Raw genomic sequence first — 25,789 nt, forward strand, 5'->3', positions numbered from 1 at the left:
GATCCAGTTACCTCATTGAATGTGGAGGTTGTCTCCACGGAGCCACGCGACCCATGCGCAATCCCCCCCATCTCGCCATCGCCGGCGTCACCGGCGCGGTCGGCCAGGAATTCCTGACCATCCTCGAACAGCGCCAGTTCCCCTTCGCGTCCATCAAGATGCTCGCCAGCGCCCGCTCCGCCGGCAAAACGCTCACCTTCAAGGGCAAGACCTACACCATCGAGGAGCTGACCGAAAGCTCGTTCGACGGCGTCGACATGGCGCTCTTCTCGGCGGGCGGGTCCATCAGCAAGAAGTTCGCCCCGATCGCCGCCGCCAAGGGCTGCGTCGTCGTCGATAATTCCTCCGCGTTCCGCATGGACCCCAATGTCCCGCTCGTCGTGCCGGAGGTGAACCCCGACGCGATCGACAGGCACAAGGGCATCATCGCGAACCCGAATTGCTCGACGATCATCATGAACGTCCCCGTCTGGCCGCTGCATCAGGCGGCGGGCGTCAAGCGCATCGTCATCTCGACGTATCAGGCGGCTTCGGGCGCCGGAGCGGCGGCGATGGCGGAACTGGAGAATCAGGCGCATCAGTGGTCGCGCGGCGAGTCGATCACCAGCGACATCTTCAAGCGACAGTACATCTGGAACCTCTTCTCGCACAACTCGAAGATCGACCCGGCCACCGGGTACAACGAAGAAGAGACCAAGATGCTCAAGGAGACGCACAAGATCTTCGGCGAAACGTCGATCGGCATCACCGCCACCTGCGTCCGCGTCCCGGTGCTCCGGGCGCACTGCGAATCAATCAACCTTCAGTTTGAAAGCCCGCTCACCGAACAGCAGGCCCGCGAGATTCTCGCCGCCGCGCCGGGCGTGACGGTCATCGACGATCGCGAGGCCAACAAGCACCCCGAGCCGCTCACGGCCTCGCATCAGGACGATGTGTTCGTGGGCCGCATCCGACGCGACTGGTCCCAGCCCGAGGGCTACGGGCTCGACCTGTTCGTCTCCGGCGACCAGATCCGCAAAGGTGCCGCCCTCAACGCAGTGCAGATCGCGGAGCTGCTCCTGGAAAAAGTCGCGGTCTGAGAGGTTTTAACGAGCCGCGACCGTCAGGGAGCGGTCCAGCCCACATGAAATGCGAGTCCTTGACCGCTCCCTGACGGTCGCGGCTCGTTAATGCATGAAGTCGCTCAATCGAACGCGAAGACGCCCTTGCGCCATGCGTACAGAAATGCGACGATGCTCGTGGCGATGAAGAACAGCATGCGGAACAGGAACTGCGGGGCGAGGAACGTGTGCATATCCAGGTTCGCGAACACCTGAGCCCACGGATACAGGAACACGATTTCCACGTCGAACACCAGGAACGTCATCGCCAGAATGTAGAAACGGATGTTGAAGCGCTTGCGGGCGGTGCCGATCGGGTTCATGCCCGTCTCGTACACCGACTCCTTGACCGGCCCGGTCCGCGAGGGACCTAAAATCGTCGACCCGATCAGGTTCACCAACGCGAACGCAATGGCGATCAACAGCAGAATCCCAATCGGGGCGTACTGCTCAAGGCCGGTCGCAAGCGTCAGAGGAAGCGTCATGGGGAATATGGTAGCGAAGTCGGGGGCGAGAGCAAGTTGACCGCATTGCTCACGCCGTCGGGCTATTTGGCCAGCGCCTTGCGCGCCCGCTGATAAAGCGCCACGCGCGCAAAGAATTTAGACGGATACAGATAATCCTCGCCCGATTCATCCACGACGCGCAACAGCCCGCGCCGCTTCGCCGCCGCGTCATCGAGCACCGGATAGATTTTCCGCCTTTCAAGCGACGCCGGATATTCGCCATTGTCGATGCAGACGACGTATCGCTTTCTGGGTCGTGCTTTTGCCATCATGCATCCTCGATCAGTCGTTTGATCTTGATTTCCTTGCGACCGATGCCGTGGGCCTCATACCAATGAAGCTCCGCCTTGACAATTATACCATCGGCGAATTGCACCCTTGCATTGCCCTTGCACTTTCGCCATCGAGCCGAGCCATACGTTTTGCGGAGCCGCTCGATCTCCCTGATCGCCGCGCCGACGGCGATTGTCTGCACATCCGTGATCGGCGGGATGACTTTGAAATGCATGCAACCGACCTCGTCTCGTGCTACTTCGACCCCGCCGCCTCCGGTTCCTTCATCATTGTGTGAATCTCTTCGACGGGATGCGGGCTGGGCCAGTTCGCTTTGGGGTTTTCATCGGCGGTGGGCAGGTCGAACTGGACGGTGACGGCGGCGTGGTCGGAGCCGGTCTTCTCGCCGCGCTCCACCAGCTTCGCCGACCCGGCGACGACGCACTTGGCCAGCGCCGGCGAGCAGAGAATGTAGTCGATGTTCGAGCGATAGGGATTCTTCAGATAGCTGATGCGCTGATCGGCGGGAATCGACGCGTGCGGGTCGATCAACAGCGATCCTTCGAGCAGCGCCTGAATCGTGGCGCTGTCGGGCGTGTCGTTGAAGTCGCCCATGACGGCGATCATCGCATCCGGGTCGGCGTGCAGTTTGTCGGCGATGATCTTGTGAATGCCCATCGCCTCCGCGAGCCGCCAGTGATTGGACTTGGGGTCGTTCTCGCCGTCGTGCTTGGATTTGAGATGCACGAGAAACGCTTCGATGCGCAGATCCGACGCCGGTTCGAGCGTCACGCTGACCAGGTCGCGGGCGTATTGCCAGACGCGGTCGTCGCCGGGGGCCCTGAGGCGGTCGAACTTGCGGACGCAGATCGGACCGATGGGAACGCGGCTGATGAACCCGACGTTGATGCCGCGGGCGCTCACCATGTAGTTGGTCCACACGTAGTCGTAGCCCCCCTCTTTGAAGGTCCAGTCGCGGTAGCGCGCGAGGATGCCGACGTTTTCGATTTCCTCGAAGCTGTAGAAGTCGGCGTTGATGGATCGGTCGGTTTCGGAAAGCTCATCGATCTGCGCGCGGCGTTTGGGCCAGGCCTTTTCATCGGGCGTGTAGGCGTCGTCGTAGATGTCGAAGAAGTTCTCCATGTTGTGCGCGGCCAGGGCGAGGCGCAGCGTATGGGACTTCCCGGCGGCGCTGCCGTCGGCGACGGACTGAGTGGCGCAGGCGAAGATGGCAAAGGAGATGAAGCCGGCGACAAGGAGGATGCTCAGTCGGGTCGGCACGTTGCGGAGATGGATTTTTGACATGGGGGAATGCTAGGCGCGGGTCAAGCGGCGGACGACGGGGAGGGGCTGTGATATGATGGGCCCATGACGACGACGATGAACCTCGATGCGCAGATGGCGCTGCTCAAGCGTGGGGCGGACCGGATTTATTCGGAGCCGGAATTGCGCAACAAACTTGCGTGCGGGCGGCGGCTGCGGATCAAGCTGGGCATGGACCCGACGGCCCCGGACATTCATCTGGGACACACGGTCGTCCTGCGAAAAATGCGGCAGTTTCAGGACCTGGGCCACATCGCCGTCCTGCTCATCGGCGACTACACCGCCCGCATCGGCGACCCGACCGGGCGCGACACGACCCGACCCGTCCTCGACGAAAGCGCCATCGCCGCCAACGCACGGACCTATCTCGCGCAGGCCGGGAAGATTCTCGACACCGACCCCGAGAAGCTGCGCGTCGTTCACAACAGCGAATGGCTGGCCCAACTGAGTTTCGCGGATGTGCTGCGGTTGACCGGCTACGTCACCGTGCAGCAGATGCTTCATCGCGAAAACTTCAAGCTGCGCATGGCCAAGGAAGCGGAGATCATGCTCAGTGAGTTCATGTACCCGCTCATGCAGGCGTACGACTCGGTCGTGCTCGAAGCGGACGTCGAACTGGGCGGGACGGATCAGACGTTCAACAATCTGATGGGCCGGGAGCTGATGGCCAAGCACGGCATGGACAAACAGGTCGTGCTGACTTTGCCCATCCTTGTCGGCCTCGACGGTCACGAGAAGATGTCCAAGTCCAAGGGCAATTACGTTGCCGTCAACGATGACCCGGACAACATGTACGGCAAGATCATGAGCATCCCCGATGCGCTCATGCGCAATTATTTCGAGCTGCTGACCGCGCTGCCGGTCGACGAGATCGCGCAGGTGCTGGAGACGCATCCGCGCGATGCGAAAGACAAGCTGGCGCGGCTCATCGTCGGGCAGTTTCATGATGTTGATGCGGCTGACCGCGCCGCGGCGGAGTTCAAGCGGCGGTTCGCCGAGAACCAGTTGCCCACGGACATGGAGACACACAAAGTCCCGGCGGGCGATCAGGCGCTGGCGGCGCTGATGGTGCAGGTCGGTTTCGCGTCGAGCAACTCGGATGCCCGACGACTGATTCAAGGCGGGGCTGTCTCATTCGCCGGCCAAAAAATCGCCGACCCCAAGGCGCACGTCACCGTGCCGACGCAAACCGTCGTGCTGCAAGTGGGCAAGCGGCGGGTGTGTCAGGTGATGGGTTCTTAAACCCTCCCCCTTCGAGGGGGAGGGCAGGGTGGGGGTGAATCACATCCGCCCAAGTTCGCAACCGCATTGAAAATGACTAGACCAGCGCATCATCGTGAAGGATGCGCTCAATACCGCGCACAACATCATTCGACCCGATACGCCTCACCCTCCCCCCGCCCCTCCCTCGAAGGGAGGGGAGTCAGATGCGCTCGATCGCCAAAAGTTGCTAGAATCCTCGCATGGGTCGAAACGACATCTTCGAAGCCACCGTGCAGCACTACCTGGCGCCGATCCGCGACTATCTTGAGGATGTGGGCGTGGCGGAAGTGATGATCAATCGCTCGGATGAAATCTACATCGAGCGGGACGGGAAGCTGGTGCTGACGGGGGCGAAGTTCGCGGATGAGGAAGCGTACGAGGCGGCGGTCAACAACATCCTTCAGTTCACCGGGCGAAGCTACAACGATGAAGCGTCGCTGATCGATGCGCGGTTGCCGGACGGGTCGCGCGTGCACGTGGCCAAGCAGCCCTGCTCGCGCTTCGGCATGGCGATGACCATCCGCAAATTCTCCAAGTCGATGCTCGACATGGACTGGCTCGTGGAGATCGGCTCGCTCACGGAGCAGGCCAAGCAGTACCTGAAGCTGGTCGTGCGGGCGGAGGCGAACGTGCTGGTGGCGGGCGGGACCAGCTCGGGCAAGACGAGTCTGCTCAATGCCATGAGCAGCTTCATCCCCGAGGGCCAGCGGATCGTGGTCATCGAGGACTCGGCTGAGCTTCAGCTTCAGCAGCCGCACGTCATCAGCATGGAGACCAAGCCGGCGGATCGATACGGACGGGGCCATGTGGGCATCCGCGAATTGTTCCGTTCGAGTCTGCGACTCCGCCCCGACCGGATCATCATCGGCGAAGTCCGCGGGGGCGAGGCCCTGGACATGATCCAGGCCATGACCTCCGGCCACGGCGGGTCGATGGGCACCCTGCACGCCAACAACCCCTACGACGCGCTTAACCGACTGGAAACAATGGCACTTATGAGCAAAGTGGAGCTGCCGTTGCATGCTTTGCGTTCGCAGGTGGCCTCGGCGATTGACGTGGTGGTGCAACAAACGCGACACGTGGGCGGTAGGCGTATGTTGACGCAGATCAGCGAGATTGACACGATCAGCAGCAAAGGGGAATACCAGTTGCGCGATCTTTTCAAGCTCGAACGCGTCGAAGACCCAAAGGCGGGTCGCGAACTGCAATTGCGGTGGACCGGCACGCGTTCCTATTTGGCCGGGCATCTGAGGCCGGCCGAAGAAGATTTAATGACGGACCTGACTCGGCCGATATTTGAATAGTCCCGTAACGTTCGGTAGAATAAAGATATGAATCAACACCCCGAGGCCAATGCGCCGACTTGCCCGCCGGGACTGATCGCTGATCAGGTCGGGGCGACGACGCTTGAGTGGGCGTTGCTTCTAGCGGCGATCGCGCTGCCGAGCTACTACATCATCCGAATGTCGATGACGCTTCTGGTCGGACATTATCAGATGATGAGTTTGATAAACTCCCTACCGTTCCCGTAAAAAAAGTTCCCTGCTCCGTGATGATTACGTCCGGCTGCAACCGGGCGCATGGATCATGAAATCAGGGACGACAACCAAGGAGCTTCTTATGAAGCGCATCACCAACTTCGTCGGGCGGCTCTATCGCGATGAGCGCGGGGCTGAGGGTTTGGAAAAGCTCTTGATCATCGCGGCGATCGTGCTGCCGCTCCTGGCCCTTTTGATCTTCGCCCGGGACTGGATCTCGGAATGGGTCGGCACCGAAGCCAACGACGTCAAGAGCAGCGCCGACAACATGCAGGACTCGTTCTGATCACGCCAAGCGCAGTCTCGCCGAGCCGACGTCATGGGTGAACTGGTCGCGATGGGGCTCTTGTGCGCAGTGGTCCTGCCCGCAGCGGTCATCGACATTCGCACACAACTGACCCCCAACTACCTCACTCTGCCGGCGATCCTGGCGGGGCTGATCTGGGCCACCGTCTTTGGCGCGATCCAAGGCGGTGGCCCCGGTGCTTTAACCGGCTTGGGCGCGTCCCTGGCCGGTCTGGGCGCCGGGCTGATCCCTTTCGCCCTGATCTACGCCTGCGGGGGCATGGGCGGCGGGGATGTGAAACTGATGGCCGCGGTCGGCGCGATCACCGCCAGTTGGCAGGTCATCGTCTCGACCACGTTCTACGCCTTCCTCTTCGGCGCGCTCATGGCGATCTTCGTCATGATCCGCCGGGGACTCATCAAGCGCACGCTGAGCCGAATCTTCGGAGCCGCCCTGATGACCGCCGCCAAGGTCAAACCGCAACTGCCCGATGACAGCCCGCGGATTCCCTTCGCCGTGGCGATCGCGCTGGGGTCGATACTGGCGGCCTCGGAGATTCTGCTCAACGTGCATACGCCTTGGCGCGGGCTCTGATCTGCGGGCAGCGTCGGGCGGCGTCGGATTTCTCGGGGCCGGCAAGAGGGCAACGACATGACACCCACCACGTCCGACTTCTGGCAGCAGGTTTTTTCGAGCCCGCTGTTCATCACCTGTGGCCTCGTGGCATCGCTGCTGTTGATCGCGGCGCTTTTGCTGGTCCGTGCGATGGTGCGGATGCGGCGGGTGCGCGTTTCGATCACGAGCGTCGCCTCCGACGCCGGGGGCACCGCCACGATCGAATTCGCGCTGGTGCTGCCGATTCTGCTGTTCGTCGTGCTCACGCTGGCGCAGACGACGCTGCTCATGGGCGGCGTCGTGTTCGTCAACTACGCCGCGTTCGCCGCGGCCCGCTCGGCGATCGTGCAGATTCCCTACGACTACCCCGGCGAACCGGCGAACTTCTACACCAATTCACCGTCAAGCCCCAAGTATCAGGCGATTCACCGCTCCGCGGCCGTGGCGCTGATGCCCGTCGCCAGCGGCGCGCCCAGCTACGTCGATTCCACCACGCTCGACACCGCCGGTTTCGTCGATGGGCTCAATCAGTTCTACGGCGCCTATGGGCAGAACCCGCCGAACTGGATCGCCAATCTCGCCGCGGACCGTCTCGCCTACGCCGACGGAGCCACGGAGATCACGCTCTCGCGGCCGTATCTGGTGGACGATCAGACGGTCGACTATGAAGAGATCGACGGGATGAAGGTCGACGCCAAGGACCCGATCCGCGTGCGCGTCGATCATCGCCTGAACCTTTCGATTCCGTGGGCGAACCGTGTGTATCGCGACGGCGAGCAGTCCGACGGGATCGCCCAGTACAAACTCATCAGCGCCACCGCCACGCTGACCAACGAAGGTATTCTCGACAAGATGCCGCCGCAGCCGAGCGTGCCGCGCGTGCCCTGATGAAAGTATTGACGAGCAAGCATGAATCCTGAAACGATCAACGCGATGACGCCGGCCCTGCAAGTGGGCGACAAGCTGGTTCACTTCCAGGTGCAGGAGCAGCTCGCCAGCGGCGGGATGGGCATTGTCTGGCGCGGGTACGACCCGCTGCTCAACCGGCATGTGGCCATCAAGCAGATCGCCTCGGCGGACATGATCGATGAGATCTACCGTCAGCGTTTCCGCACGGAATCGGAACTGCACAAGCGCGTTTCGACGGCTCACAAGAACCTCGTGGACATCATCGACTGCGTGGACGATCCGCGCGGGCTTTTCATCGTGATGGAGTTCGTCGAGGGGATGAGTCTGGAGCGGGGGCTTTCGCATGTGAACGGCCCGCTGGAGGTGCTCAGTGCGCTGAAGGTGGTGCGGGATGTGGCGCAGGGGTTGGCGGCGATTCACGAAGCGGGGATCGTGCACCGGGATCTGAAGCCGGGCAATGTGCTGTTGCCGATGGGCGACGGGCCGGCGAAGGTGTGCGACTTCGGGCTGGCGACGCTGCTGGCGGAGCAGGACACGATGACGATGGGGACGGCCCAGTACATGGCGCCGGAACTGTTCGGGGACGAGACGGTGGACGGGCGAGCGGATATTTATGCGCTGGGGATGATGGCATACGAGATGCTGGCGGGTCGGCCGGCGTTCGATCAGGCGTTCAAGGCGATCAAGCGCGATCAGCGCAATCAGGCGATGCGTTGGATGAAGTGGCACACGAATCCGCGCGTGACCGCCCCGCCGCTGCATTCGCTCAATCCGAGGGTGCCGGAGATTTTGTCGGACCTGGTGGCGCGCATGATGGCCAAGGATCCGGGACAGCGGATCGCCTCGGCGCCGCAGTTACTTGAGGCGATCGGGCGTCATTTCACCAAGAGCGCGGCGGTGGCGCAGGCACAGCGCGGCCCGGCGGGTGCGGCTGCGGTCATGCCCCCCGGTCAGGCCGCGGCCACGGCGACGCCCACCGCGCCGCTACCCAAAAAGAGCAAGCTCCCGCTCATCCTCGACATCATCATCGGCGTGCAGCTCGCGGGCTTCGGCGGATACCTGTTCTACGTGAATCACAAAAAGACGCAGCAGGTCGACAAGCAGCTTGCCGCCGCCAACGGGCAGTTCGACGATGCGCGCAAGCTCTTCGATCAGGCCCGCAACTCGACCGATCCGCCCGAGGATCGCGCGTCCGTGTACGCACAGGCACAAAACGCCTTCACGACCCTCGCGCAGGAATGGGGCGACAGCCCGAAGCTGGGGCTCGGATCGATGGCCTACGCCCTGCTCTGCTCGGCCCGCAGCGATATGTTCGAGGCGGATCGGCAGATGGTCGATGGCAACTTCGCGGCGGCGGCGGACGTGTACGCGAAGATTCGCAAGTCATTGGCGAAGGCGGACGCGTTGAATCTGCCGCCCAATGCCACGACACTCATCGGCGAACTGGACGACACCAAGCGCGAAGTCGCCAGCCGGGCCGACTTCGTCGATCACGCCAACGAAATCGCCACGGCGATCAAGGGCGGCGACTTCGACAAGGCGCGGCGGATGTACCGGGATGTGCGCGACGTCGTGCGGCGGGTCGATCAGGTGCTCCGCGCCAATGAGAAAGCCAAGCTTCAGGAACTGGGCGACACGATCGCCGGTCAGGAACAGCAGGCGGAGATCGACGCCGTCGATCAGCGGGCCGCGTCGCTTCAGGGCGAGGGCAAACTCGCCGAGGCGGCGGAGGAGCTTCGCAAGGCGCAGGAGTATTACGGTCATCAGCAGAAGTTCGCGGATCGGCTCTCGGTGCTGACGCGGGACATGAGTTTCAACAAGGCCCTGAGCGATGCGCAGGCGGCGGAGGCGCGCGGCGATACGGCGGCGGCGGTGACGGCGTACGTGGCGGCCAACGACATCAAGCCGACCGATACGCTTTCGACGAAGATCAGCACGCTGCGCAGCGCCATCGCGCTGGCGGACGGTCAGAAGCTTCAGGCGGACGGAAACATCGCCGCGGCGGTGACCAAGTACAACGAAGCGCTGGGCTTTGATGCGAGCAACGCGCGGGCGAAGGAACTGCTCGCGCAGATCGGCATGGCCAACGACAAGAGCTCGGCGGTGAAAGCCGGGGACACCGCGGCCCGGGCGGGCGATTACGAGCAGGCGATCAACCAGTACAAGCGGGCGCTGGACCTGGCGCCGGACCCGGACACGCAGGGCAAGCTCAACGCCGCGATCGTCCGCCTGCACGTCAAGAAAGCGCAGGCGGCGTTCAGCGCGCTGGACCTGGATGCGGCGAATTCGGAACTGGCGGCGGCGACGAAACTCGCGCCCGATGACGCCGAGGCGGGGGGCCTGCTCAAGAAGATCGACGATCTTCAGAAGCTCCAGTCGCTCATCGCCGAGGGCGATGCGCTCCGCGCCAACAGCCAGTACACCCCGGCCAAGAACAAGTTCGAAGCCGCCATCAAGCACGCCAAGGCCGTCGGACTCAACCCCAAGCCGGCCGAGGAGCGCAAGTTCAACACCGAGTTCGACCATCTGGTCGCACAGGCGAAGGCGGCGATGGATGTGAGCCAGTGGGGTCTGGCGCGCGGGCTGTTGAAGACGGCCCAGAAGATGCGCGACACCGAGCAGATTCAGAAGATGCTTGTCGAGGTCAACGACCATGAACCGGAAAAATAACCGCATCACGTTCGACACGATTCGCGCCCGCGGCGTGATCATGGTCATCACCATGCTCGCCGTGCTCCTTCTGGCGGGGCTGGTGCTCTGGGTGCTCAACCTCGGGCAGCAGGTCAATCATCGCGTCGACGAGCAGCATGTGGCGGATTCGACCGTGCGCGCCGGCGCCGGGTGGATCGCCCGTTCGCTCAACACGGTCGCCGCCAACAACGCCGACATGGCCCGCTACATCGGGCTCATCAATGTCATGGACGCCATGCCGCAGTCCGCCGACTTCACCTACCGCGAGTCCGAGTCGATGCGTCAGGCGCTGGAGCGGCAGCTTTCGCGCGGCATTCACACTCAGCCGTCGCAGCTCGATCAGATCGTCACCGACAACTTCAGCCGCATGCTCGACGAGCTGACCGGTCAGGTCGCCGACGTCAAATCGGTCGACGACTTTTTCAAGAGCGTCGACGTGAAGCAGATGACCGACTACGGGCGCAACGGGAGCATCTGGCAGGCGCTTTACGCGCTGGATGAATTGAACCAGGGCATCATGGACAACCTGGGCACGATGGCGCAGGTCAGCGCCCTGGCCGGCGGACGGGCCGATCAGACGGTCGGCGACGCGGCGGCGTTCATGCTCCCGCTGGCGCCGACGCTGCCGCATCAGCGCGGCTCGTTCAACGACTTCGAGCAGCCGGTGCTCGACGGCCGCCTGCCCCCGCAGACCGATGACCCCGTCATCAATCGCGGTCCGTGGGACGCGGTCTACGGATGGCGCGACTTGCAGTCCGAAACGTCGGGCGGAACCTTCGTGCCCGGCTCCAAACAGGTCGCCGGCGGAGGCAACCCCGGCAATCCCCTCTCGCGCGGACCGGGCGGCGGCGGCGGTGGACACTGGGTCGGCCAGACCACGACCGTGACGAGCTACTCCACCTTCGGCCCGCAGTCGTGGATGCTCCGTCGACTCGGCGACTACAACTACGATCACCTGTTCCATACGCGCTATTCCTTCTACGCCCACGGGATCACGAAGACCAAGAGCGACTACCTCTGGCCCCGTGGTGCGGTCCGCAAAGTGATCGACCCCGATTGGCGCAACACACTCGCCGAAGCCGAGTCCATCGCGCAGGCCGGCACGCCGGAGATTCACGAGACGGCCTACTTCTGCTTCGAGATCAAGAGCAAGTATCCGCGCGACGATGCGCGCTTCCTGACGCCCGGCACGTGGGCGCTGGAGCTTGAGGAAAACGACGGGATCAATCCGCACATCGCGATCCGCCGCGGATGGGTCCCCCTCCGTGACGACAAGAAGATCAGCCCCGATGTCTGGCGCTATGAATGGGAATACAGCGTTTTTTATGACAACGAGATCGGCATCACGCAGCAGATGCAGACGGTGACGAACCCGGACGGCACGACGACGCAGGCGCCGCTGCCCCAGCCGGTGTACCGCATCGATCACTTCATCTTCGGCGGCGTGAACGTCGGCAATGACGCCAACATCGACAGCCCCTACGGCGGGTTCGACCCCGGCGCCGCCGACGCTCCGTCGCCGACGGACCTCGATCACGGCACGGTCCCGCAGAACGATCTGGATGCGCGCTGGCATTACTTAAGCTACCTCGGCGTGGCGCGGCGGACGGATCGCCCGCAGGCGTGGGAGAGCCGCTTCCGTGGCGGGCGGCCGTACCCGAACATGGTGGCGATCGCGCAGGCGAAGGTGTTCAACAATCACTCGTGGGACCTGTGGACGCAGATGTGGCGCGCGGAGATGGAGCCGGTCAGTAACTATGACGGTTGGGTCGAAGCCATCACCAGCGGCTCGTCGAACGCCAATGTGCCGACCAACGAAATCGACGACCTGGCCCAGTATCTGGGCGCCGCTTCGGGGCTCGCGCAGATCACGCTCGGACATTAGAGGGCAAAGCAATGACCAATGACCAGGCACCAATGACCAAGGTAATGATCAAAGATTCGAATGTTCGATGCGCCGGGGCGCAGCGCGGGCGCTCGACCGCGTCCTTTGTGCATTCGACATTTCCTTGGTCATTGGGATTTGGTCATTGGTCATTCTCTTCCGCCGCGGGACGACGCCGCGCCTCGGGCGCGGTGATGAGCGAGTTCGTGCTGATTATTCCGCTGATCGTGGTGATTTTGGCGCTGCTGTTTTACTTTGGTCATCTGGAAGTGCGGGCGATGCATACGTCGGAGATGGCGCGGTATGACGTGTGGCGGTCGGTCGCCGGCGCGCCGGGGCCGCACCAGGACGACGATAATGGCAACACGCTGCTCAATCAGGCGTTCATGGGCAATCGCGCTTCGACAATCAACGACGACGGCGACGATTACGACAACTATTTCCCGGACGATCCGTATCAGGAGATGATCGCCGACGCGCGCGCGGTGTCGAGCGGGGCGGGCGACGTCATGGATGCATTTCTGTATCGGCCCGGCGGAAATCACCGTAACGCGCGCGGACGGCGGGAGACGTTCCATGTGCTCCATCAGGACACCAACGATATGTGGAAGCGCATCACCTCGATCGCGCACCGTCCGATCGACAACCCCGAGATGACGCCGCTGACCCGACGTCAGACCCGCATCGGCAACGACTGGTCGTACACGAACGACTGGCGCGCCGCGGCGGACCGGTGGGAGGATACATGGGGCGGGAATCCCAATCACCTCCGCGCAGTGCGCGATGTGTACTTCGCCGACTTCGACGCCATGCTCGACGGGATCGACGGCTCGCATGACCCGGAATATTCGGATCAGGGCGGCGGGCCGGAGGTGCCGGCGGGCGATCGGCTGGCGGGTCAGATGCGCGGGCTGTACCTGTTTCGGCCGGGCTATGCGGGGCCGACGGTTCCGTGAGCAGAACGCAGACGTGGATGTTGCTGGGGGCGCTGGTCGTGGTGATCGTGGCGCGGATGGCGCTGCTCAAGATCAACCCGGCGACGACGCCCGATGCGACATCGCCCCAACCGATTTCGACGACGCCGACTGCCCCCGCTGCGCCTTCGCCGCCATCGTTGACGCCTGCTGAGCCCGACACGCCGGCGAACCCGGACACGCCGGTGCTGCCGCTTGATGCAAAGCAGGTGGACGCGCTTTTGTCACCGGGAGGCGGGGCGCCGCTCAAGGGCGAGCCGGCCGACCTGACGCCGCCGCCGGGGGCGCATCGCGTGCTGGGCTATGAGAGGACCGAAGACGGGGCGGTCGAGCAGATGGCGGTGTATGTCGTGGAGGATTCGACGCTCGAAGTGATCCGCGACTATTACGAGCACGCCGCCGCGGAAGCGGGGTACACGCACCGCCCGCGCCCCGATGAAGAGGGCCTCGGCGAGTTGTGGGTCAAAGAGGCGAACGTGCTGCTGATTCGGCCCCGCCGCGTGGGCGATCAGCTTCGCGTGAGTCTGATCCTGCGGTACACTATCACGCCTAGACCGAGTCGCGCTCCGACCAACTGAAAGTATCTGGCCTATGAATGCTCCCAACGCCCCCGTCCGCCCCGCCCCGCAAGGCGCGAGCGTCACGCTCATCATCGTCGCCGCCTCGCTCGGACTCGTCACCGTCTTCATGACACTCTTCTACGTCCGAGCCGTCCGAAAGGACATCGAAGGCAGCGCGATGGTCGTCTATCGCGTCAACAAGGCGCTGGAGCCCGGGCAGGAGCTCAACGTCAACAAAGACCTCGAACCCATCATCGTCTCCAGCAAATTCAAGGACGGCCTGGAGGCGATGAGCATCAAGTTCGGCGACAAGGGCGCCCTGCCCGTCGAGTATCACAACCAGCCCGTCACGCGCCACGTCAATCAGGGCGAATACCTTTCGCCGAGCTTCTTCACCGGCGGCGGAACCGGCGTCGCCAACAAAATCTCCCCCGGCAAGCGCGGCACCGTTCTGGCCGTCAACTCCCGCAACGCGCCCGGCCTCCTTCAACCGGGCATGTACATCGACATCAGCGGCTCCTTCCAACGACCCACCGACAAAGTCCCCGTCGCCATCCGCATCATGTGCCGCGTCAAGGTCGTCGCCGTCGGAGCCAACACCGACGAAACCGGCTCCGCCAAACGCATGAGTTACAACTCCATCACCGTCGAAACCGAACCCGAAGAGGATCTGGCCCTGCTCACCATCGCGAAATTCGTCGGCAAGGACGGCTTCGATATCTCCATCCGAAACCCCGGCGACACCGATGCCCCCTTCGTCGGCGTCAACAAGGACATCCTCAAAATCGTCGGCCTGGAGCGATGAACTAAACGCATGGAATTCTGGCTCTACGACCATACCAACAACACCCGCACCACGCTCGAAGTCAGCGGGACGCCCATCCTCATCGGACGCGATGACGACTGCACCATCGTCCTGCGCGGCCCGTTCGTCGCACACAAGCACGCACGCATCGACCTGCGCGGCAACCAGCTCATCGTCGAAAACATGTCGCGCTCCGCGCTGACCGTCGCCAACCGCGATGTGATCAGCGGCATGCCCGCCCGGCTCGACTTCGGCGATGAAATCCAGATCGCGCAGTACTCGCTCGCGCTCGTGCGCCCCGGCAAGCAGGCCGAGGGCGAAGAGCAGCGGCGAATGCTTCAGAACCGCCTCGTCGCCTTCGAGCAGCGCGTGCACAACGAGCTGATCGACCGCCTGAACCTGCGCGTCACCGGGCAGATCAAGAAGGACGACCCGGCGTACCTGGCGCAGATTCTCAATCACCTGAACCAGATTCTCGACACGCGCGCCGCCGAACTGGACGACAAGCTCGTGGTGCACATGGTGCACATGCACCTTGAGCGCCTCGTCACCGCCGAAGTCGTGCGCCAGTGCACGGGCAAGGTGCAGACGGACTACCGCACGGGCGAAGCCAAGACCGCCGAGGACGCCGCCGCCGAGAAGACCATCACGGACATGGTCACGTCGATGGTCGACATGATGCCGCTCTTGTTCGATCCGATCAGCGTGCAGGATGATCTGGCGACCGCCGAGGAGGCGTTCGAGGATTTGTTCGGATCTCATTTGCCGTCCTTCGCCCCGCGCCTGCGGCGGTACATCGTCCGGCAGGTCGTCGCCAAGGACCTCAAGGACATCATGCTCGGCCTGGGGCCCCTCCAGGACCTTCTGGAGATGGCGAACATCACGGAAATCATGGTCGTCGGCAAGGACCACATCTACGTCGAAAAGAACGGCGTGATCCAGCCGACCACGCGCAGCTTCTTCTCCGACGAAGTGCTCATGGGCGTCATCGAACGCATCCTCACGCCCGTCGGCCGCCGCGTCGATCAGTCGTCCCCGCTCGTCGACGCCCGACTCCTCGACGGCAGCCGCGTCAACGTCATTATCCCCCCGCTCTCGCTCGTCGGCCCGTGCATCACGATCCGCAAATTCTCGTGGATTCCCTTCACGATGGACGACCTGATCGAGCGCGGCTCCTTGAGCGAACAATGCGCCCGGTTCCTTCAGGGCTGCGTCACCGGCCGTAAAAACATCGTCGTCTCCGGCGGCACCGGCTCCGGTAAAACGACCCTGCTCAACACGCTCAGCGCCTATGCCCGTCACACCGAGCGCATCATCACGATCGAGGAATCCGCCGAATTGCAGCTCCCGCAGCCGCACGTCGTCGCCCTCGAAGGCCGGCCGGCGAACATCGAAGGCCGCGGCGCCTACACGATCCGCGACCTCGTGCGCAACGCCCTGCGCATGCGCCCCGACCGGATCATCATCGGCGAAGTCCGCGGCGCCGAAGCCATCGACATGCTTCAGGCCATGAACACCGGACACGACGGCTCGCTCTCGACGCTGCACGCCAACAATCCGATCGACGCGATGGGCCGGCTCGAGACGATGGTGCTCATGGCCGTCGAGATGCCCGTCCGCGCGATCCGCGAGCAGATCGTCAGCGCGGTGGACATGGTCGTGCAGGTCGCGCGCTTCCCGGCGGGGCCGCGCCGCGTGACCCACATCAGCGAAGTCACCGAAATCGACCTGGAAACGCACCAGATTCGCCTCGAAGACATCTTCACCCTCCGCGACCCGACCCAGCCGCGCCTCCGCCACACCGGCTACATCCCGACCTTCGCCGAAGGCATGATTCAGCAGGGATTGCTCGACGTGAAATTGTTCCTATAGAAGCGTTCAGGTTTCAGCTTTCAGGCATCAGCCGGAAAGGACATGACATGCGGGACTTCACGAAGCTCAAAGTATGGGAAAAGGCCCACGCGCTCGCATTGGACGCTTTTAAGGCGACGAACAGCTTTCCGAGGCATCAGCTTTACACATTGACCAGTCAGTTGCAGCGCGCGGCGATATCCATTCCGACGAATATCGCGGAGGGCTGCGGTCGTGGGACGGACGCGGACTTCGGCCGGTTCCTGACAATCGCGATGGGCTCCGCCTCGGAAGTCGAATACCTGCTGCTTTTCAGCCGTGATGTCGGCTACCTTTCCGACGCCGCCTACGAACGACTCTTCGCTCAAACCTCCGAAATCAAACGCATGCTCACCGGCTTCCTGGCTCGTCTTGCTGACCGCTGATGCCTGACTGCTGATACCACGAATATGAAAACCTACGACCTCGGCTACATTCTGATGATCGCGGTGTGCGGGTTCACCGCGACGTTTCTCATGGTGGTCTATGCCTCCGATCATGTTCGCCGCATGCTTCGGCGGCAGGAGCGGCGGCTGGACATGGTGCTCAATCAGCAGCTTCTATTGAACATTCCGCCGCGCATCGCGCTGGGGGCGATCTTCGCGGGCGTGCTGCTCATCGGGCTCATCGCCGCCGCGCTGGGCGGATCATTTTTCTTCTTCATCATCGGAGCGATCCCGGCGATGATCCTCCCGTACGTGGTGATCAATCATCTGGAGGAAAAGCGCCGCAAGCGCCTCAACGAGCAGATCGTCGACGGGCTGACGACGCTGACGAGCGGCGTCCGCGCCGGGCTGAACCTCGTGCAGAGCTATCAACTGCTCGTCCGCAACGCCACCGGGCCCATCAAGCAGGAGTTCGAGCAGCTCATGCGCGAATATGAGCTTGGCATCGACCTCAACACCGCGATGCACAACACCTCCGACCGCATCGGCTCCAGCTACTACCGCCTGATGTTCGCGGCGATCCAGGCGCACCGCGATCGCGGCGGCGACATGGGCCAGTCGCTCGACCGCATCGGCGACTCGATCCGTGAGATTCAACGGCTCGAGGGCCGGCTCGAATCGCTCACCGCACAGGGACGGGCGCAGGCGCGCATGATGGCGGCGATGCCGATCGTCATCGTGTTCATCCTCTGGGGCATGTTCCCGGCGGATATGGCCAAGATGGTCAGCGATCCGATCGGTCGACTCATCATGCTCTTCGCCGGCGGCCTCATCGCGCTGGGCTTCGTCTGGATCCGCCGCATCATGGCCGTCGACATCTAAGGACACGCACGCAAATGGACTCCCTGACTATCGGCCTCATCGCGATCTGCACGCTTCAGTTCAGCACGGTTTACCTGCTGGTCTGGGCGCTGTTCCGCGCGCCCGTCGCGCCCGAACCGCCGGTCAATCGGCAGATCGCTCTCGCCCTCGGTCTCGTTAAGCGACAGACCATCTTCGAAGTCCCGATTCTCAGTCAGTTCATGGGCCTGGGCGTCATGCTCGCCAAGCGCTTCCCCTTCTTCCGCGCGATGATCCGGCAGGACCTGGAGGCCAGCGGCAATCCGCTCGGGTACAGCGTCGACGAATATCTGGCGATCTGCCTCGTCAGCGGCGTCGGACTCGGCGTGGCCTCCACGCTGATCCTGTTTCTGGAACTCAGCCAGTTCGACATGCTCGTCGTGCTCGTCACCCCCGCCGTCGGCTTCATCGTCCCGCTCTGGACGCTCCACGAGCAGGCGATCAAGCGCACGCGCGCGATCGGCAAGAAGCTGCCCTATACGCTGGACCTGATCGCGCTGCTGATGGAAGCGGGCGCGAACTTCACCGAAGCCATTGACACGCTCATCACCGACGAGCCGGATGACGAGCTCAATCGCGAATTGATGCTCGTGCAGTCGGAGATTCAGTTCGGCACGACCCGGGCGCACGCGCTGGCGAACATGGCCGAGCGCATTCCGCTCGAATCCCTCCGCTCCGTCGTCGGCGCGATCAATCAGGCCGAGGCGCTGGGCACGCCGCTGTCGACGATCTTGAAGAACCAGTCGGGCATGATCCGCATGATGCGGACCGTGCGGGCCGAGGAAGCCAGCGCGACCGCGTCGATGCGCATCCTCATTCCCTCGACGCTGATTCTCATCTCCGTCGTGATCGTCGTGTTCAGCCCGATTATCATGAAATGGTGGGAACGCGGCCTGTTCAGCCAGTAAAAGGCGTCAGGTATCAGCCCACAGCGATCCGCTTCCGGCTGGCGGCTGACACCTGACCGCTGAAAGCTTTTTTCGAGGCCTGTCATGATCCGCATTCAAATGCTCACCGGCCCCAACGCCGGGCTTCAGACGACGCACACGGAAACGACGCTCTCCTTCGGGCGCGTCGCCGGGAACACGATCGTCATCGATACGCCCGTGGTCTCGCGCCAGCACGGGGCGCTCGTGCAGCATGAGGGTCAGTGGTACGTGCAGAACGCCAGCCCCAATGGCACGACGGTCAACGGCAAACTCGTCAACGACAAAGCCCCGCGTCCGCTCAAGGCCGGGGACGAAGTCGGCGTGGGCAAGACCAAGCTCTTCGCCGTGCATTTCACACCCGCCCCCGCCGCCGGCGAATCGGACGAGGGCACGAAAGTCGAACGCCGCAAACCCATGAGCGGGCGCGCCAAGATGTGGATCGGCATCGGGGCGTACATGGTCGTCATGCTCATCGTCATCGTCATCATGGCGATGGCCGGCGGAAAGAAGAAGGACGTCATCCGCCCCGGGGCCCGCCTCGCCCCGACCGCCATCAGCACCGAGATCACCCAGCCGCTTTCGCGCGACCTCGACGACCGCGAGGCCCAGCGTCATCTTCAGGAAGCCCGCAACTGGTACGCCCGCCCCGGCTCCCGCGCCGATGCGCTCTATCAGGCCTACCGCAACTACAAGCTCGCCCTCGCCTACTCCGGCAAGACCACGCTCGATGAGGACCAGATCAAATTCAACGCCACCGAGACGGAACTCGTCAATCAGGTCCAGGAGGAATACCGCGTCGCCTATGAGATGCTCCTCAACAAGCAGTACAAGGCGGCGGAGGAGAAGTTCCGGCACCTCTCGCAGATGTACCCCGATGCGGACAGCGCGATCTACAAGAATGCGCAGGAGCAGATTCGTGTGATTATCGCGAATCGACCCAAGGCCAAGAGCTTCAAGTAGCGATGTCGCCGGACGGATCGCCCGGCGGCGGCGGGTTCGATTCGCTCCGCAGGCCGCGCACGAACTGCATGAAATAATCGACCGCCGCGATCACGCTCAGCGCCGCCGTGATGACCAGCATGGCGACGGTCCAGAACTTGTCGGGCTCGATCGCCAGCAGCACGAACAGCACGAGCATCGAAGCCGTGGTGAGCTTACCGAACAGGCGCGAAGGCATTTTGCGGAAGGCGTGCCACCGGCTTGTCGCGGCGGCGTACAGCGCGATAAACGCCACGCTGATGTCCCGGCTCATGAGCAGCGCCGCCTCCCACGCCTCGATCGCCCCCGTCTTCGCCATCACGATCAGCACCATCAGCACGAAGAGCTTGTCCGCCACCGCGTCGAGTAAGCCCCCGGCCCAGCTTGATGCGTGATAGCGACGGGCGATGAACCCGTCGGCGAAATCGCTCAGCCCCGCGACGACAATGACCGGGATCCACCACTCCCGCGGAACCCACGCAAACGTCACCGCCAAAACCAGCCGCAACGCCGAAAGCACATTCGGCGCCCACCCGATCCACCGCACTGACGAACCCTCGGGCCTCACACCTGAGTATATCGCCGTCATTGCCCGTCATTTTTTGCGGCCGGATTCACGCGACTATAATTCGCCCATGACCCGCTACCACGTCACGCACATGAACGACATCGCCCCTAAGCCCTGCCCCTGCGGGACGAGCAAGCGGGCGTTCGCCGATCTGCCCGACTCCCCCGCTTCGCTGCACATCGTCGAAATCAAGACCGACGCCCAGACGCACTACCACAAGAAGATGACCGAGATTTACCACGTCCTCGAAGGCGACGGCGTCATGGAACTCGACGGTCAGCAAGTCCCCATCCGCCCCGGCTCCACCATCCAAATCCGCCCCGGCTGCCGCCACCGCGCCATCGGAAAGCTCAAAATCATCAACGTCGCCATCCCGGCCTTCGATGAAAATGATGAGTGGTTTGACTGAACCCAATCCGGACTTTGATGTGAATCATCAGGACGCGGAAGGTGACCGTCCGGAACCGGATCGCACACCGGCGACGCCCCGCGAATTACCGACTCGTCCGCCTCCGCCGATTACCTTCGCCGGTCGCTTGCTGACTTTGATCGCTGTCTTTGCATTCAGCGGCATGACCGTTCACTTCGTGCTCGATTTGCACGAGAACCCGCCGGCGGGTTCGATCCCGCTGTTCATGTTGTTCTTTCCGGGCATCTTCACGGGCCTCGTCGTCATGGGTGTCGGCCTTCTCGTGTTCAAGCTGCTCGGCCTGCGATTTTGGAATCGACTCAAATAATTCAACGGACGCAGCATTGTCGCACTTCGTCGATATGAACGTGCGACTCGGTCACGCGATGAGTACGCCGGCATCAATAGGGAGTGCAAAAAACTGCGAAACTGACGCAAACAGACTTATGCGGATTGACGAACATATACATCGCCCAACTTCCGCAGCGCATCGAGATCCCCCACGTCGGCTAGTTGCTGAACATGATCGAGGAACTTGACGACGACTGGCTCGAAGCACGCCTCGCACGGGTCGGCGTCGGGGATCACCGCGTCAACCCATACATGCACGGCGCATGTATCCGAGTGAATCCACTGTGAAACACGGGTTGATCGACCTTGTTTATCCATGTCGCTCAAGATCATTGATCGTAAAAGTGTACTGTTACCAGTTTAGCCCTGCGAATCGGAGCAAGCCACGACCATACCGTTTTAACCGCAACGCCATCTGGAAGAAGCTGCTCAAACTCAACGACCGCGTTTGGCACAGCGTCCAGCCGTTCACAGATGAGCTTCGCCCGCTCGATCGTCCCGATGATCTGCCAGGCCATAAGTCGGCGCTCTCGAAGCCGCTCATGAGCGTGAATTCCAATCAGATATTGCTCAGCGATCACCGCACTACGAATTCGATCGCAAAGATCGCCCATGCCCGCTCCGATTGCTTCATGCCGAGTAGCATTCGTCATTCATCAATACTACTGTCCGGTCAATCATCAGAGTCGGGTGCTTCGTCGTCATCGGCGGCGATGGTGATTTCGCCGGTGCGCTTGAGGGTGATGCCCTTCTTGTCCATGACGCCCTTGCGGACTTCCTCGAAGAGATCGGGGTTTTCGCGGAGGAAGGTCTTGGCGTTTTCGCGGCCCTGGCCCAGGCGGACGTCGCCGTAGCTGAACCATGCGCCGCTCTTGTCGATGACTTTCTCTTCGACGGCCAGATCGAGCAGGTCGCCGGAGGCGCTGATGCCTTCGTCGAACATGATGTCGAACTCGGCGGTGCGGAACGGCGGCGCGACCTTGTTTTTCACGACGCGGACGCGCGTGCGGTTGCCGACGGCGTTGTCGCCTTCCTTGATCTGGCTGGTGCGGCGGATGTCGAGGCGGACGGAGGAGTAGAACTTCAGGGCCCGGCCGCCGGGGGTCGTTTCGGGGTTGCCGAACATGACGCCGATCTTTTCGCGGAGCTGGTTGATGAAGATGACGGTGCACTTGCTCTTGGCGATGGCGCCGGTGAGTTTGCGCATGGCTTTGCTCATGAGCCGGGCCTGAAGGCCGACCTGCGTATCGCCCATTTCGCCATCGATTTCCGCCTGCGGAATCAGGGCGGCGACGGAGTCGACGACGATGACGTCCACGCTGTTGGAGCGGACGAGCAGTTCGCAGATTTCCATGGCCTGTTCGCCCGTGTCGGGCTGGCTGACGAGCAGGGCTTCGAGGTTCACGCCGAGCCGGCGGGCCCACGACGGGTCGAGGGCGTGCTCGGCGTCGATGAAGGCGGCGACACCGCCCTTTTTCTGAGCGGCGGCAACAACATGGAGGGCAAGCGTGGTCTTACCGCTGGATTCGGGGCCGTAGAACTCGCAGATGCGTCCGACGGGGATGCCGCGGCCGCCGAGGGCGAGGTCGAGACTGATCGACCCGGTGGAGAGGCCCGGCGGGAGGTTGGCCGGGTCGTCGTCGAGGCGCATGATCGAACCCTTGCCGAAGGCCTTTTCGATCTGCGACACGGCCCGCTCGAGGGCGGCTTCACGGGAATCGGTGCTGATTTTCGCCACGGAATTGCCCTTTCGGTCGGCGGTGCCGTTGCCATTGGACGATGCTTTAACGCTGGTGGCTACCATAATTGCTGGACCCCTTTCGGTCAATCGTGACCTTTGATGTTCGGTATATGGCAGGATATTACATGTTCGGCATTTGTCAAGTGGTCTGTTTGAAAAATGTTTGGTAATTTTTGAACGTCGGATATTGGACGTGCCGGCATCCTCCGGGCGCATGAAAAACCCGGGGACGGCTGTCCCCGGACTTTACGCGGTCGGGCTGGCGGCGATCTTCTCGAAGGCCGTCGCGCCGAAGCGCTTGGGCAGACGGGCCAGACGATAGCGGCGCAGGTCGAGATTGAAGCTGCGGCCGCGCGGATCGGTGACGAGGACATACGGCTGCGACACGGCGAGAACCTTCATCGGCCAACCCGCCCCGCAGTAGCGCATTTCCACGTGCAGGACGTCGATCGTGTCCTGCCCCGGCACCGAGCAGTTGAGCTTGAAGCATTCAACGGATTCGTGAGCGATCGTGACGTAGTGTCCGACCTTCACATCTTCGGGCCCGATCAATCGCGTGGGTTTGTGTTGCGTATCCATATTGATCACATTTCAAAACATGAGGATTCCGCACGCCCGACGCCGCAGCGGCGCGCGACAGCGTGCACAGTTTCGATCGGATCACGTTGGCGACAGGTAAGCGGAGTTAGAGACTGCCCCATGCCCGCGTGCGCACGATCGCCGGGCTGCCCTTGCCGGGCAGCGAATGGGCGGACTCATCGTGTTTGTACAGCGCACGCATGTCATGAACTCCGCGGGAATCAAATCCCGAAGCGGAACTGTAGGCACGAAAATGCACCGGTCAAGCGAAGCGGGCTACTTCGCGGGGACGAGCTGCACGGCGTCGATGAGCACGTAGCCGTCCGTGCCTTCGTTGGAAACCGTGATGCGGGCGGGCTTGGATGCGGAGAACGCATAGGTGCCGAGGGGCTCAAGAAGATGGTTGATCGCCGGGTCCTTCTGTTCATTGAGGACGACCTTCGCCGCACCGCCCGCATGTTCGATCGTAATGGGAATATTCGTCGCGCGGTTGTGCAAAGCGGAGTAAGCGAAGCGCACTTCGTAGCGACCGTCTTTGGGGACTTTAATGGAAAATATCGCGGAAAGCTCGCCTTTGCGGGCGTTGTCATCGTGACGATACCCGCCGGCGACGAACGGGCGGATCGCCGAGCCCGTCACCCAATTGCCGCTCAGCTCGGCGTCCGCGTCGTCCATGTACAGCCCGCCGACCTTTTCGCCGGGGGTGACGAAACTCAGAAACTGCCCGTCCGCCAGCAGCTTCTCCCGCAGTGCGACATAATCCAATCGCTGCACGCTCGTGTTCACATCGATCGACATGCATGCGATCGTCGCCGCGCTCTGCCCGAGGATCATGAACACCGGCTCCATGCGGATCGAACCGTACGCCATGTGCGAGGCGCTCAGACACACCGGGACGACCAGGTTCTCGCATTGCGATTCCTTGGGCACCAGCGCGCGATAGCTGATCGGATAAGGCGGGAACCCGCCGACTTCGACATCGCCTTCGTTGCGCGCGTGGCCGTCCGCGTCGACGTATCGCTGCGTGTTGTGCGAATCCATCGTGTACGCCGCGAGCCCGATCGGATCCTCCGCCACGACCTGCCCGCGGCAGTTGTGCTCGGTCATGACGTAGTCGCCGATCATGCGGCGCGCTTCGCGGACATACAGGGCGTAGGGCCAGTGATCGTTGTCAGCGAACTCGTCCTTGCTCAGCCCCCACTTCCGGGCATACTCGTTCCGAAGTTTCTCCGGCACGCGCGGGTTGTTCGCCATGGTCCACATCAGCCCCAACTGATACGTGCGATGATCCTCATATATCCTCTTGCGCGTTTCATAGTCGCCCTCGGGATAATCGTAATTCATGCCGATGTTGTCGGTGGAGAATGCGCCGGTGTTGTTGCAGTCGGTCTTGTGATTGGGCATGCGCGAGAAGTTGTTGCACGGCTTGTCATACCCCGCTTCGTAATACCGCAGAAGCAGCTCGTAACGGGCGGGGTCATAGCCGTCCGGCTTCGGAAAAGGCAGGCGATTTTCAGGATCGTCCGTCAGGCACATGCGGAAGTTGTAGGCCTGCACGCGCTTGTCGGCGGCGCCCTCCTCGCCGGGGCCGCCGGCATGGACGCCCGGCAGTAGACCGCTCGACGGATCGCCGGGTTTGACATAGGGATCGACGGGCTTGGTGAACTGGTGGCTGTGCGCCTGTCGGGTCTGGACGCCGTTTAAAGATTCATGATACTGACTGTTCGCCTCGCGGCCGACGGTGTAGCTGACGCCGGCCTGTGCCATCAGGTCGCCTTCATAGGTCGCATCAATGAACATCTTGCCGCTGTAACGTCCGCCGGATTCACACGTGATGCTCACGATGCGATTGTTGAGCATCTGGACGCCGTTCTTGGGTTTGAGCCGCTCTTCGAGGCAGACCACGATGTGATGATCGGTCATCCATCGATCGTAGATCAGCTCCGCCACATGCGGCTCCATCGTCCACTGCGTCGGCGCGTCGATGTCGACCATGAGGGAAAGCGGTTCTTTGAATTCGTCCGGCTTGTGGTAGTAGAGATATAGCTGGTGATAGAACGTGCGGCTGATCCCGCCGATGGCGCCCTTGTTGCCGATGTCGGTCGCGCCCAGTCCGCCGCTGGTCATCCCGCCAAGGTGTTTGTCGGGGCTGACGACGACGACGGTTTTGCCCATGGCGCGGGCCTGCACGGCGGCGGACATCGCGGCGCTGGTTCCGCCGTAGATGACCACATCGTAAAACCCCGGATCACCGGCCCGCGCGATCGAGCCCGCCATCACCAGCAAGACCGCCGCGAGGATACGCCGTGTCGCCGCTTGCATGTTTTGCC

At 62.7% G+C, this 25,789-nt stretch carries 29 protein-coding genes; 19 read left to right on the plus strand and 10 right to left on the minus strand.

Annotated features, from left to right (window positions below):
- The first annotated feature begins 53 nt into the window (after window positions 1-53).
- A complete protein-coding gene (locus GC162_02530; protein ID MBI1367509.1) occupies window positions 54-1,079 on the plus strand; it encodes an aspartate-semialdehyde dehydrogenase in 1,026 nt (341 codons plus the stop codon).
- Between the two features lie 104 nt (window positions 1,080-1,183).
- On the opposite strand, the gene GC162_02535 is transcribed toward GC162_02530, so the two are convergent.
- The 4 genes from GC162_02535 to GC162_02550 all read right to left on the minus strand — a co-directional run bounded on the left by GC162_02535 (window position 1,184) and on the right by GC162_02550 (window position 3,184).
- Entirely contained in the window at window positions 1,184-1,585 is a 402-nt protein-coding gene (locus GC162_02535; GenBank protein MBI1367510.1) for an NADH-quinone oxidoreductase subunit A, read from the minus strand.
- Between the two features lie 62 nt (window positions 1,586-1,647).
- Complete coding sequence (locus GC162_02540) at window positions 1,648-1,875, minus strand: hypothetical protein (GenBank protein ID MBI1367511.1); 228 nt, start codon at window positions 1,873-1,875, stop codon at window positions 1,648-1,650.
- A complete protein-coding gene (locus GC162_02545) occupies window positions 1,875-2,114 on the minus strand; it encodes a hypothetical protein (protein ID MBI1367512.1) in 240 nt (79 codons plus the stop codon). Before GC162_02545 ends, GC162_02540 begins: the two co-directional genes overlap by 1 nt.
- A 20-nt stretch (window positions 2,115-2,134) precedes the next feature.
- Window positions 2,135-3,184: a hypothetical protein gene (locus GC162_02550; GenBank protein MBI1367513.1), complete on the minus strand. Its 1,050-nt coding sequence runs from the start codon at window positions 3,182-3,184 to the stop codon at window positions 2,135-2,137.
- A gap of 75 nt (window positions 3,185-3,259) precedes the next feature.
- Between GC162_02550 and GC162_02555 the strand changes: the two genes are divergently transcribed.
- The 16 genes from GC162_02555 to GC162_02630 all read left to right on the plus strand — a co-directional run bounded on the left by GC162_02555 (window position 3,260) and on the right by GC162_02630 (window position 19,793).
- Entirely contained in the window at window positions 3,260-4,444 is a 1,185-nt protein-coding gene (locus tag GC162_02555) for a tyrosine--tRNA ligase (protein ID MBI1367514.1), read from the plus strand.
- 221 nt (window positions 4,445-4,665) lie between these two features.
- Window positions 4,666-5,769 (plus strand): CpaF family protein, encoded by a 1,104-nt coding sequence (locus GC162_02560; protein ID MBI1367515.1) that lies wholly within the window; start codon window positions 4,666-4,668, stop codon window positions 5,767-5,769.
- A 27-nt stretch (window positions 5,770-5,796) separates the two neighbouring features.
- A complete protein-coding gene (locus GC162_02565; GenBank protein ID MBI1367516.1) occupies window positions 5,797-5,997 on the plus strand; it encodes a hypothetical protein in 201 nt (66 codons plus the stop codon).
- A gap of 88 nt (window positions 5,998-6,085) precedes the next feature.
- Window positions 6,086-6,289 carry a hypothetical protein gene (locus GC162_02570; protein MBI1367517.1) on the plus strand — a complete coding sequence of 68 codons (204 nt, stop codon included), beginning with the start codon at window positions 6,086-6,088 and terminating at the stop codon, window positions 6,287-6,289.
- A gap of 33 nt (window positions 6,290-6,322) precedes the next feature.
- Window positions 6,323-6,883: a prepilin peptidase gene (locus GC162_02575; protein ID MBI1367518.1), complete on the plus strand. Its 561-nt coding sequence runs from the start codon at window positions 6,323-6,325 to the stop codon at window positions 6,881-6,883.
- A 57-nt stretch (window positions 6,884-6,940) separates the two neighbouring features.
- Window positions 6,941-7,792 carry a hypothetical protein gene (locus GC162_02580; protein ID MBI1367519.1) on the plus strand — a complete coding sequence of 284 codons (852 nt, stop codon included), beginning with the start codon at window positions 6,941-6,943 and terminating at the stop codon, window positions 7,790-7,792.
- A 21-nt stretch (window positions 7,793-7,813) separates the two neighbouring features.
- Window positions 7,814-10,483 carry a protein kinase gene (locus tag GC162_02585; protein MBI1367520.1) on the plus strand — a complete coding sequence of 890 codons (2,670 nt, stop codon included), beginning with the start codon at window positions 7,814-7,816 and terminating at the stop codon, window positions 10,481-10,483.
- Window positions 10,467-12,389, plus strand: a complete 1,923-nt coding sequence (locus GC162_02590; GenBank protein MBI1367521.1) for a hypothetical protein — start codon at window positions 10,467-10,469, stop codon at window positions 12,387-12,389. Before GC162_02585 ends, GC162_02590 begins: the two co-directional genes overlap by 17 nt.
- A gap of 194 nt (window positions 12,390-12,583) precedes the next feature.
- A complete protein-coding gene (locus GC162_02595; protein ID MBI1367522.1) occupies window positions 12,584-13,345 on the plus strand; it encodes a hypothetical protein in 762 nt (253 codons plus the stop codon).
- Complete coding sequence (locus GC162_02600; protein MBI1367523.1) at window positions 13,342-13,941, plus strand: hypothetical protein; 600 nt, start codon at window positions 13,342-13,344, stop codon at window positions 13,939-13,941. Before GC162_02595 ends, GC162_02600 begins: the two co-directional genes overlap by 4 nt.
- Window positions 13,942-13,954: 13 nt before the next feature.
- The gene (locus GC162_02605) at window positions 13,955-14,728 is read left to right on the plus strand and encodes a hypothetical protein (GenBank protein MBI1367524.1); all 774 of its coding nucleotides are present in this window, start codon (window positions 13,955-13,957) and stop codon (window positions 14,726-14,728) included.
- Window positions 14,729-14,737: 9 nt separating this feature from the next.
- Window positions 14,738-16,600, plus strand: a complete 1,863-nt coding sequence (locus GC162_02610) for an FHA domain-containing protein (GenBank protein MBI1367525.1) — start codon at window positions 14,738-14,740, stop codon at window positions 16,598-16,600.
- A gap of 47 nt (window positions 16,601-16,647) precedes the next feature.
- Window positions 16,648-17,004: a four helix bundle protein gene (locus GC162_02615; protein MBI1367526.1), complete on the plus strand. Its 357-nt coding sequence runs from the start codon at window positions 16,648-16,650 to the stop codon at window positions 17,002-17,004.
- Window positions 17,005-17,028: 24 nt separating this feature from the next.
- On the plus strand, window positions 17,029-17,886 hold the full coding sequence (locus GC162_02620) for a hypothetical protein (protein MBI1367527.1): 858 nt from the start codon (window positions 17,029-17,031) through the stop codon (window positions 17,884-17,886).
- Window positions 17,887-17,900: 14 nt separating this feature from the next.
- Window positions 17,901-18,812 carry a hypothetical protein gene (locus tag GC162_02625; protein ID MBI1367528.1) on the plus strand — a complete coding sequence of 304 codons (912 nt, stop codon included), beginning with the start codon at window positions 17,901-17,903 and terminating at the stop codon, window positions 18,810-18,812.
- An 84-nt stretch (window positions 18,813-18,896) separates the two neighbouring features.
- The gene (locus GC162_02630; protein ID MBI1367529.1) at window positions 18,897-19,793 is read left to right on the plus strand and encodes an FHA domain-containing protein; all 897 of its coding nucleotides are present in this window, start codon (window positions 18,897-18,899) and stop codon (window positions 19,791-19,793) included.
- On the opposite strand, the gene GC162_02635 is transcribed toward GC162_02630, so the two are convergent.
- Complete coding sequence (locus GC162_02635) at window positions 19,786-20,400, minus strand: hypothetical protein (GenBank protein MBI1367530.1); 615 nt, start codon at window positions 20,398-20,400, stop codon at window positions 19,786-19,788. The two genes, GC162_02630 and GC162_02635, sit on opposite strands and share 8 nt — an antisense overlap.
- Before the next feature lie 46 nt (window positions 20,401-20,446).
- On the opposite strand from GC162_02635, the gene GC162_02640 reads away from it, so the two are divergent.
- Window positions 20,447-20,788: a cupin domain-containing protein gene (locus tag GC162_02640; protein MBI1367531.1), complete on the plus strand. Its 342-nt coding sequence runs from the start codon at window positions 20,447-20,449 to the stop codon at window positions 20,786-20,788.
- Window positions 20,781-21,116 (plus strand): hypothetical protein, encoded by a 336-nt coding sequence (locus GC162_02645; GenBank protein MBI1367532.1) that lies wholly within the window; start codon window positions 20,781-20,783, stop codon window positions 21,114-21,116. The genes GC162_02640 and GC162_02645 overlap by 8 nt, the downstream gene beginning before the upstream one ends.
- Window positions 21,117-21,232: 116 nt before the next feature.
- On the opposite strand, the gene GC162_02650 is transcribed toward GC162_02645, so the two are convergent.
- The 5 genes from GC162_02650 to GC162_02670 form a co-directional block, all read right to left on the minus strand.
- Entirely contained in the window at window positions 21,233-21,466 is a 234-nt protein-coding gene (locus GC162_02650; GenBank protein ID MBI1367533.1) for a hypothetical protein, read from the minus strand.
- 2 nt (window positions 21,467-21,468) lie between these two features.
- Window positions 21,469-21,753, minus strand: a complete 285-nt coding sequence (locus GC162_02655) for a hypothetical protein (protein MBI1367534.1) — start codon at window positions 21,751-21,753, stop codon at window positions 21,469-21,471.
- Window positions 21,754-21,812: 59 nt separating this feature from the next.
- Window positions 21,813-22,943 (minus strand): recombinase RecA, encoded by a 1,131-nt coding sequence (gene recA, locus GC162_02660; GenBank protein MBI1367535.1) that lies wholly within the window; start codon window positions 22,941-22,943, stop codon window positions 21,813-21,815.
- Window positions 22,944-23,126: 183 nt separating this feature from the next.
- Window positions 23,127-23,459 carry a hypothetical protein gene (locus tag GC162_02665; protein MBI1367536.1) on the minus strand — a complete coding sequence of 111 codons (333 nt, stop codon included), beginning with the start codon at window positions 23,457-23,459 and terminating at the stop codon, window positions 23,127-23,129.
- 276 nt (window positions 23,460-23,735) lie between these two features.
- On the minus strand, window positions 23,736-25,781 hold the full coding sequence (locus GC162_02670) for an FAD-dependent oxidoreductase (GenBank protein MBI1367537.1): 2,046 nt from the start codon (window positions 25,779-25,781) through the stop codon (window positions 23,736-23,738).
- Between the last annotated feature and the right edge of the window lie 8 nt (window positions 25,782-25,789).

The sequence above is a fragment of the Planctomycetota bacterium genome, assembly GCA_016125255.1.
In the GTDB taxonomy this organism is placed as follows: domain Bacteria; phylum Planctomycetota; class Phycisphaerae; order Phycisphaerales; family Zrk34; genus RI-421.

What these genes read in the sequence shown, in the direction of transcription:
- GC162_02530 (MBI1367509.1), top strand. Translation starts at nt 54, where the DNA reads ATGCGCAATCCCCCCCATCTCGCCATCGCCGGCGTCACCGGCGCGGTC.
- GC162_02535 (MBI1367510.1), bottom strand. Translation starts at nt 1,585, where the DNA reads ATGACGCTTCCTCTGACGCTTGCGACCGGCCTTGAGCAGTACGCCCCG.
- GC162_02540 (MBI1367511.1), bottom strand. Translation starts at nt 1,875, where the DNA reads ATGGCAAAAGCACGACCCAGAAAGCGATACGTCGTCTGCATCGACAAT.
- GC162_02545 (MBI1367512.1), bottom strand. Translation starts at nt 2,114, where the DNA reads ATGCATTTCAAAGTCATCCCGCCGATCACGGATGTGCAGACAATCGCC.
- GC162_02550 (MBI1367513.1), bottom strand. Translation starts at nt 3,184, where the DNA reads ATGTCAAAAATCCATCTCCGCAACGTGCCGACCCGACTGAGCATCCTC.
- GC162_02555 (MBI1367514.1), top strand. Translation starts at nt 3,260, where the DNA reads ATGAACCTCGATGCGCAGATGGCGCTGCTCAAGCGTGGGGCGGACCGG.
- GC162_02560 (MBI1367515.1), top strand. Translation starts at nt 4,666, where the DNA reads ATGGGTCGAAACGACATCTTCGAAGCCACCGTGCAGCACTACCTGGCG.
- GC162_02565 (MBI1367516.1), top strand. Translation starts at nt 5,797, where the DNA reads ATGAATCAACACCCCGAGGCCAATGCGCCGACTTGCCCGCCGGGACTG.
- GC162_02570 (MBI1367517.1), top strand. Translation starts at nt 6,086, where the DNA reads ATGAAGCGCATCACCAACTTCGTCGGGCGGCTCTATCGCGATGAGCGC.
- GC162_02575 (MBI1367518.1), top strand. Translation starts at nt 6,323, where the DNA reads ATGGGTGAACTGGTCGCGATGGGGCTCTTGTGCGCAGTGGTCCTGCCC.
- GC162_02580 (MBI1367519.1), top strand. Translation starts at nt 6,941, where the DNA reads ATGACACCCACCACGTCCGACTTCTGGCAGCAGGTTTTTTCGAGCCCG.
- GC162_02585 (MBI1367520.1), top strand. Translation starts at nt 7,814, where the DNA reads ATGAATCCTGAAACGATCAACGCGATGACGCCGGCCCTGCAAGTGGGC.
- GC162_02590 (MBI1367521.1), top strand. Translation starts at nt 10,467, where the DNA reads ATGAACCGGAAAAATAACCGCATCACGTTCGACACGATTCGCGCCCGC.
- GC162_02595 (MBI1367522.1), top strand. Translation starts at nt 12,584, where the DNA reads ATGAGCGAGTTCGTGCTGATTATTCCGCTGATCGTGGTGATTTTGGCG.
- GC162_02605 (MBI1367524.1), top strand. Translation starts at nt 13,955, where the DNA reads ATGAATGCTCCCAACGCCCCCGTCCGCCCCGCCCCGCAAGGCGCGAGC.
- GC162_02610 (MBI1367525.1), top strand. Translation starts at nt 14,738, where the DNA reads ATGGAATTCTGGCTCTACGACCATACCAACAACACCCGCACCACGCTC.
- GC162_02615 (MBI1367526.1), top strand. Translation starts at nt 16,648, where the DNA reads ATGCGGGACTTCACGAAGCTCAAAGTATGGGAAAAGGCCCACGCGCTC.
- GC162_02620 (MBI1367527.1), top strand. Translation starts at nt 17,029, where the DNA reads ATGAAAACCTACGACCTCGGCTACATTCTGATGATCGCGGTGTGCGGG.
- GC162_02625 (MBI1367528.1), top strand. Translation starts at nt 17,901, where the DNA reads ATGGACTCCCTGACTATCGGCCTCATCGCGATCTGCACGCTTCAGTTC.
- GC162_02630 (MBI1367529.1), top strand. Translation starts at nt 18,897, where the DNA reads ATGATCCGCATTCAAATGCTCACCGGCCCCAACGCCGGGCTTCAGACG.
- GC162_02635 (MBI1367530.1), bottom strand. Translation starts at nt 20,400, where the DNA reads ATGACGGCGATATACTCAGGTGTGAGGCCCGAGGGTTCGTCAGTGCGG.
- GC162_02640 (MBI1367531.1), top strand. Translation starts at nt 20,447, where the DNA reads ATGACCCGCTACCACGTCACGCACATGAACGACATCGCCCCTAAGCCC.
- GC162_02655 (MBI1367534.1), bottom strand. Translation starts at nt 21,753, where the DNA reads ATGGGCGATCTTTGCGATCGAATTCGTAGTGCGGTGATCGCTGAGCAA.
- recA (MBI1367535.1), bottom strand. Translation starts at nt 22,943, where the DNA reads ATGGTAGCCACCAGCGTTAAAGCATCGTCCAATGGCAACGGCACCGCC.
- GC162_02665 (MBI1367536.1), bottom strand. Translation starts at nt 23,459, where the DNA reads ATGGATACGCAACACAAACCCACGCGATTGATCGGGCCCGAAGATGTG.
- GC162_02670 (MBI1367537.1), bottom strand. Translation starts at nt 25,781, where the DNA reads ATGCAAGCGGCGACACGGCGTATCCTCGCGGCGGTCTTGCTGGTGATG.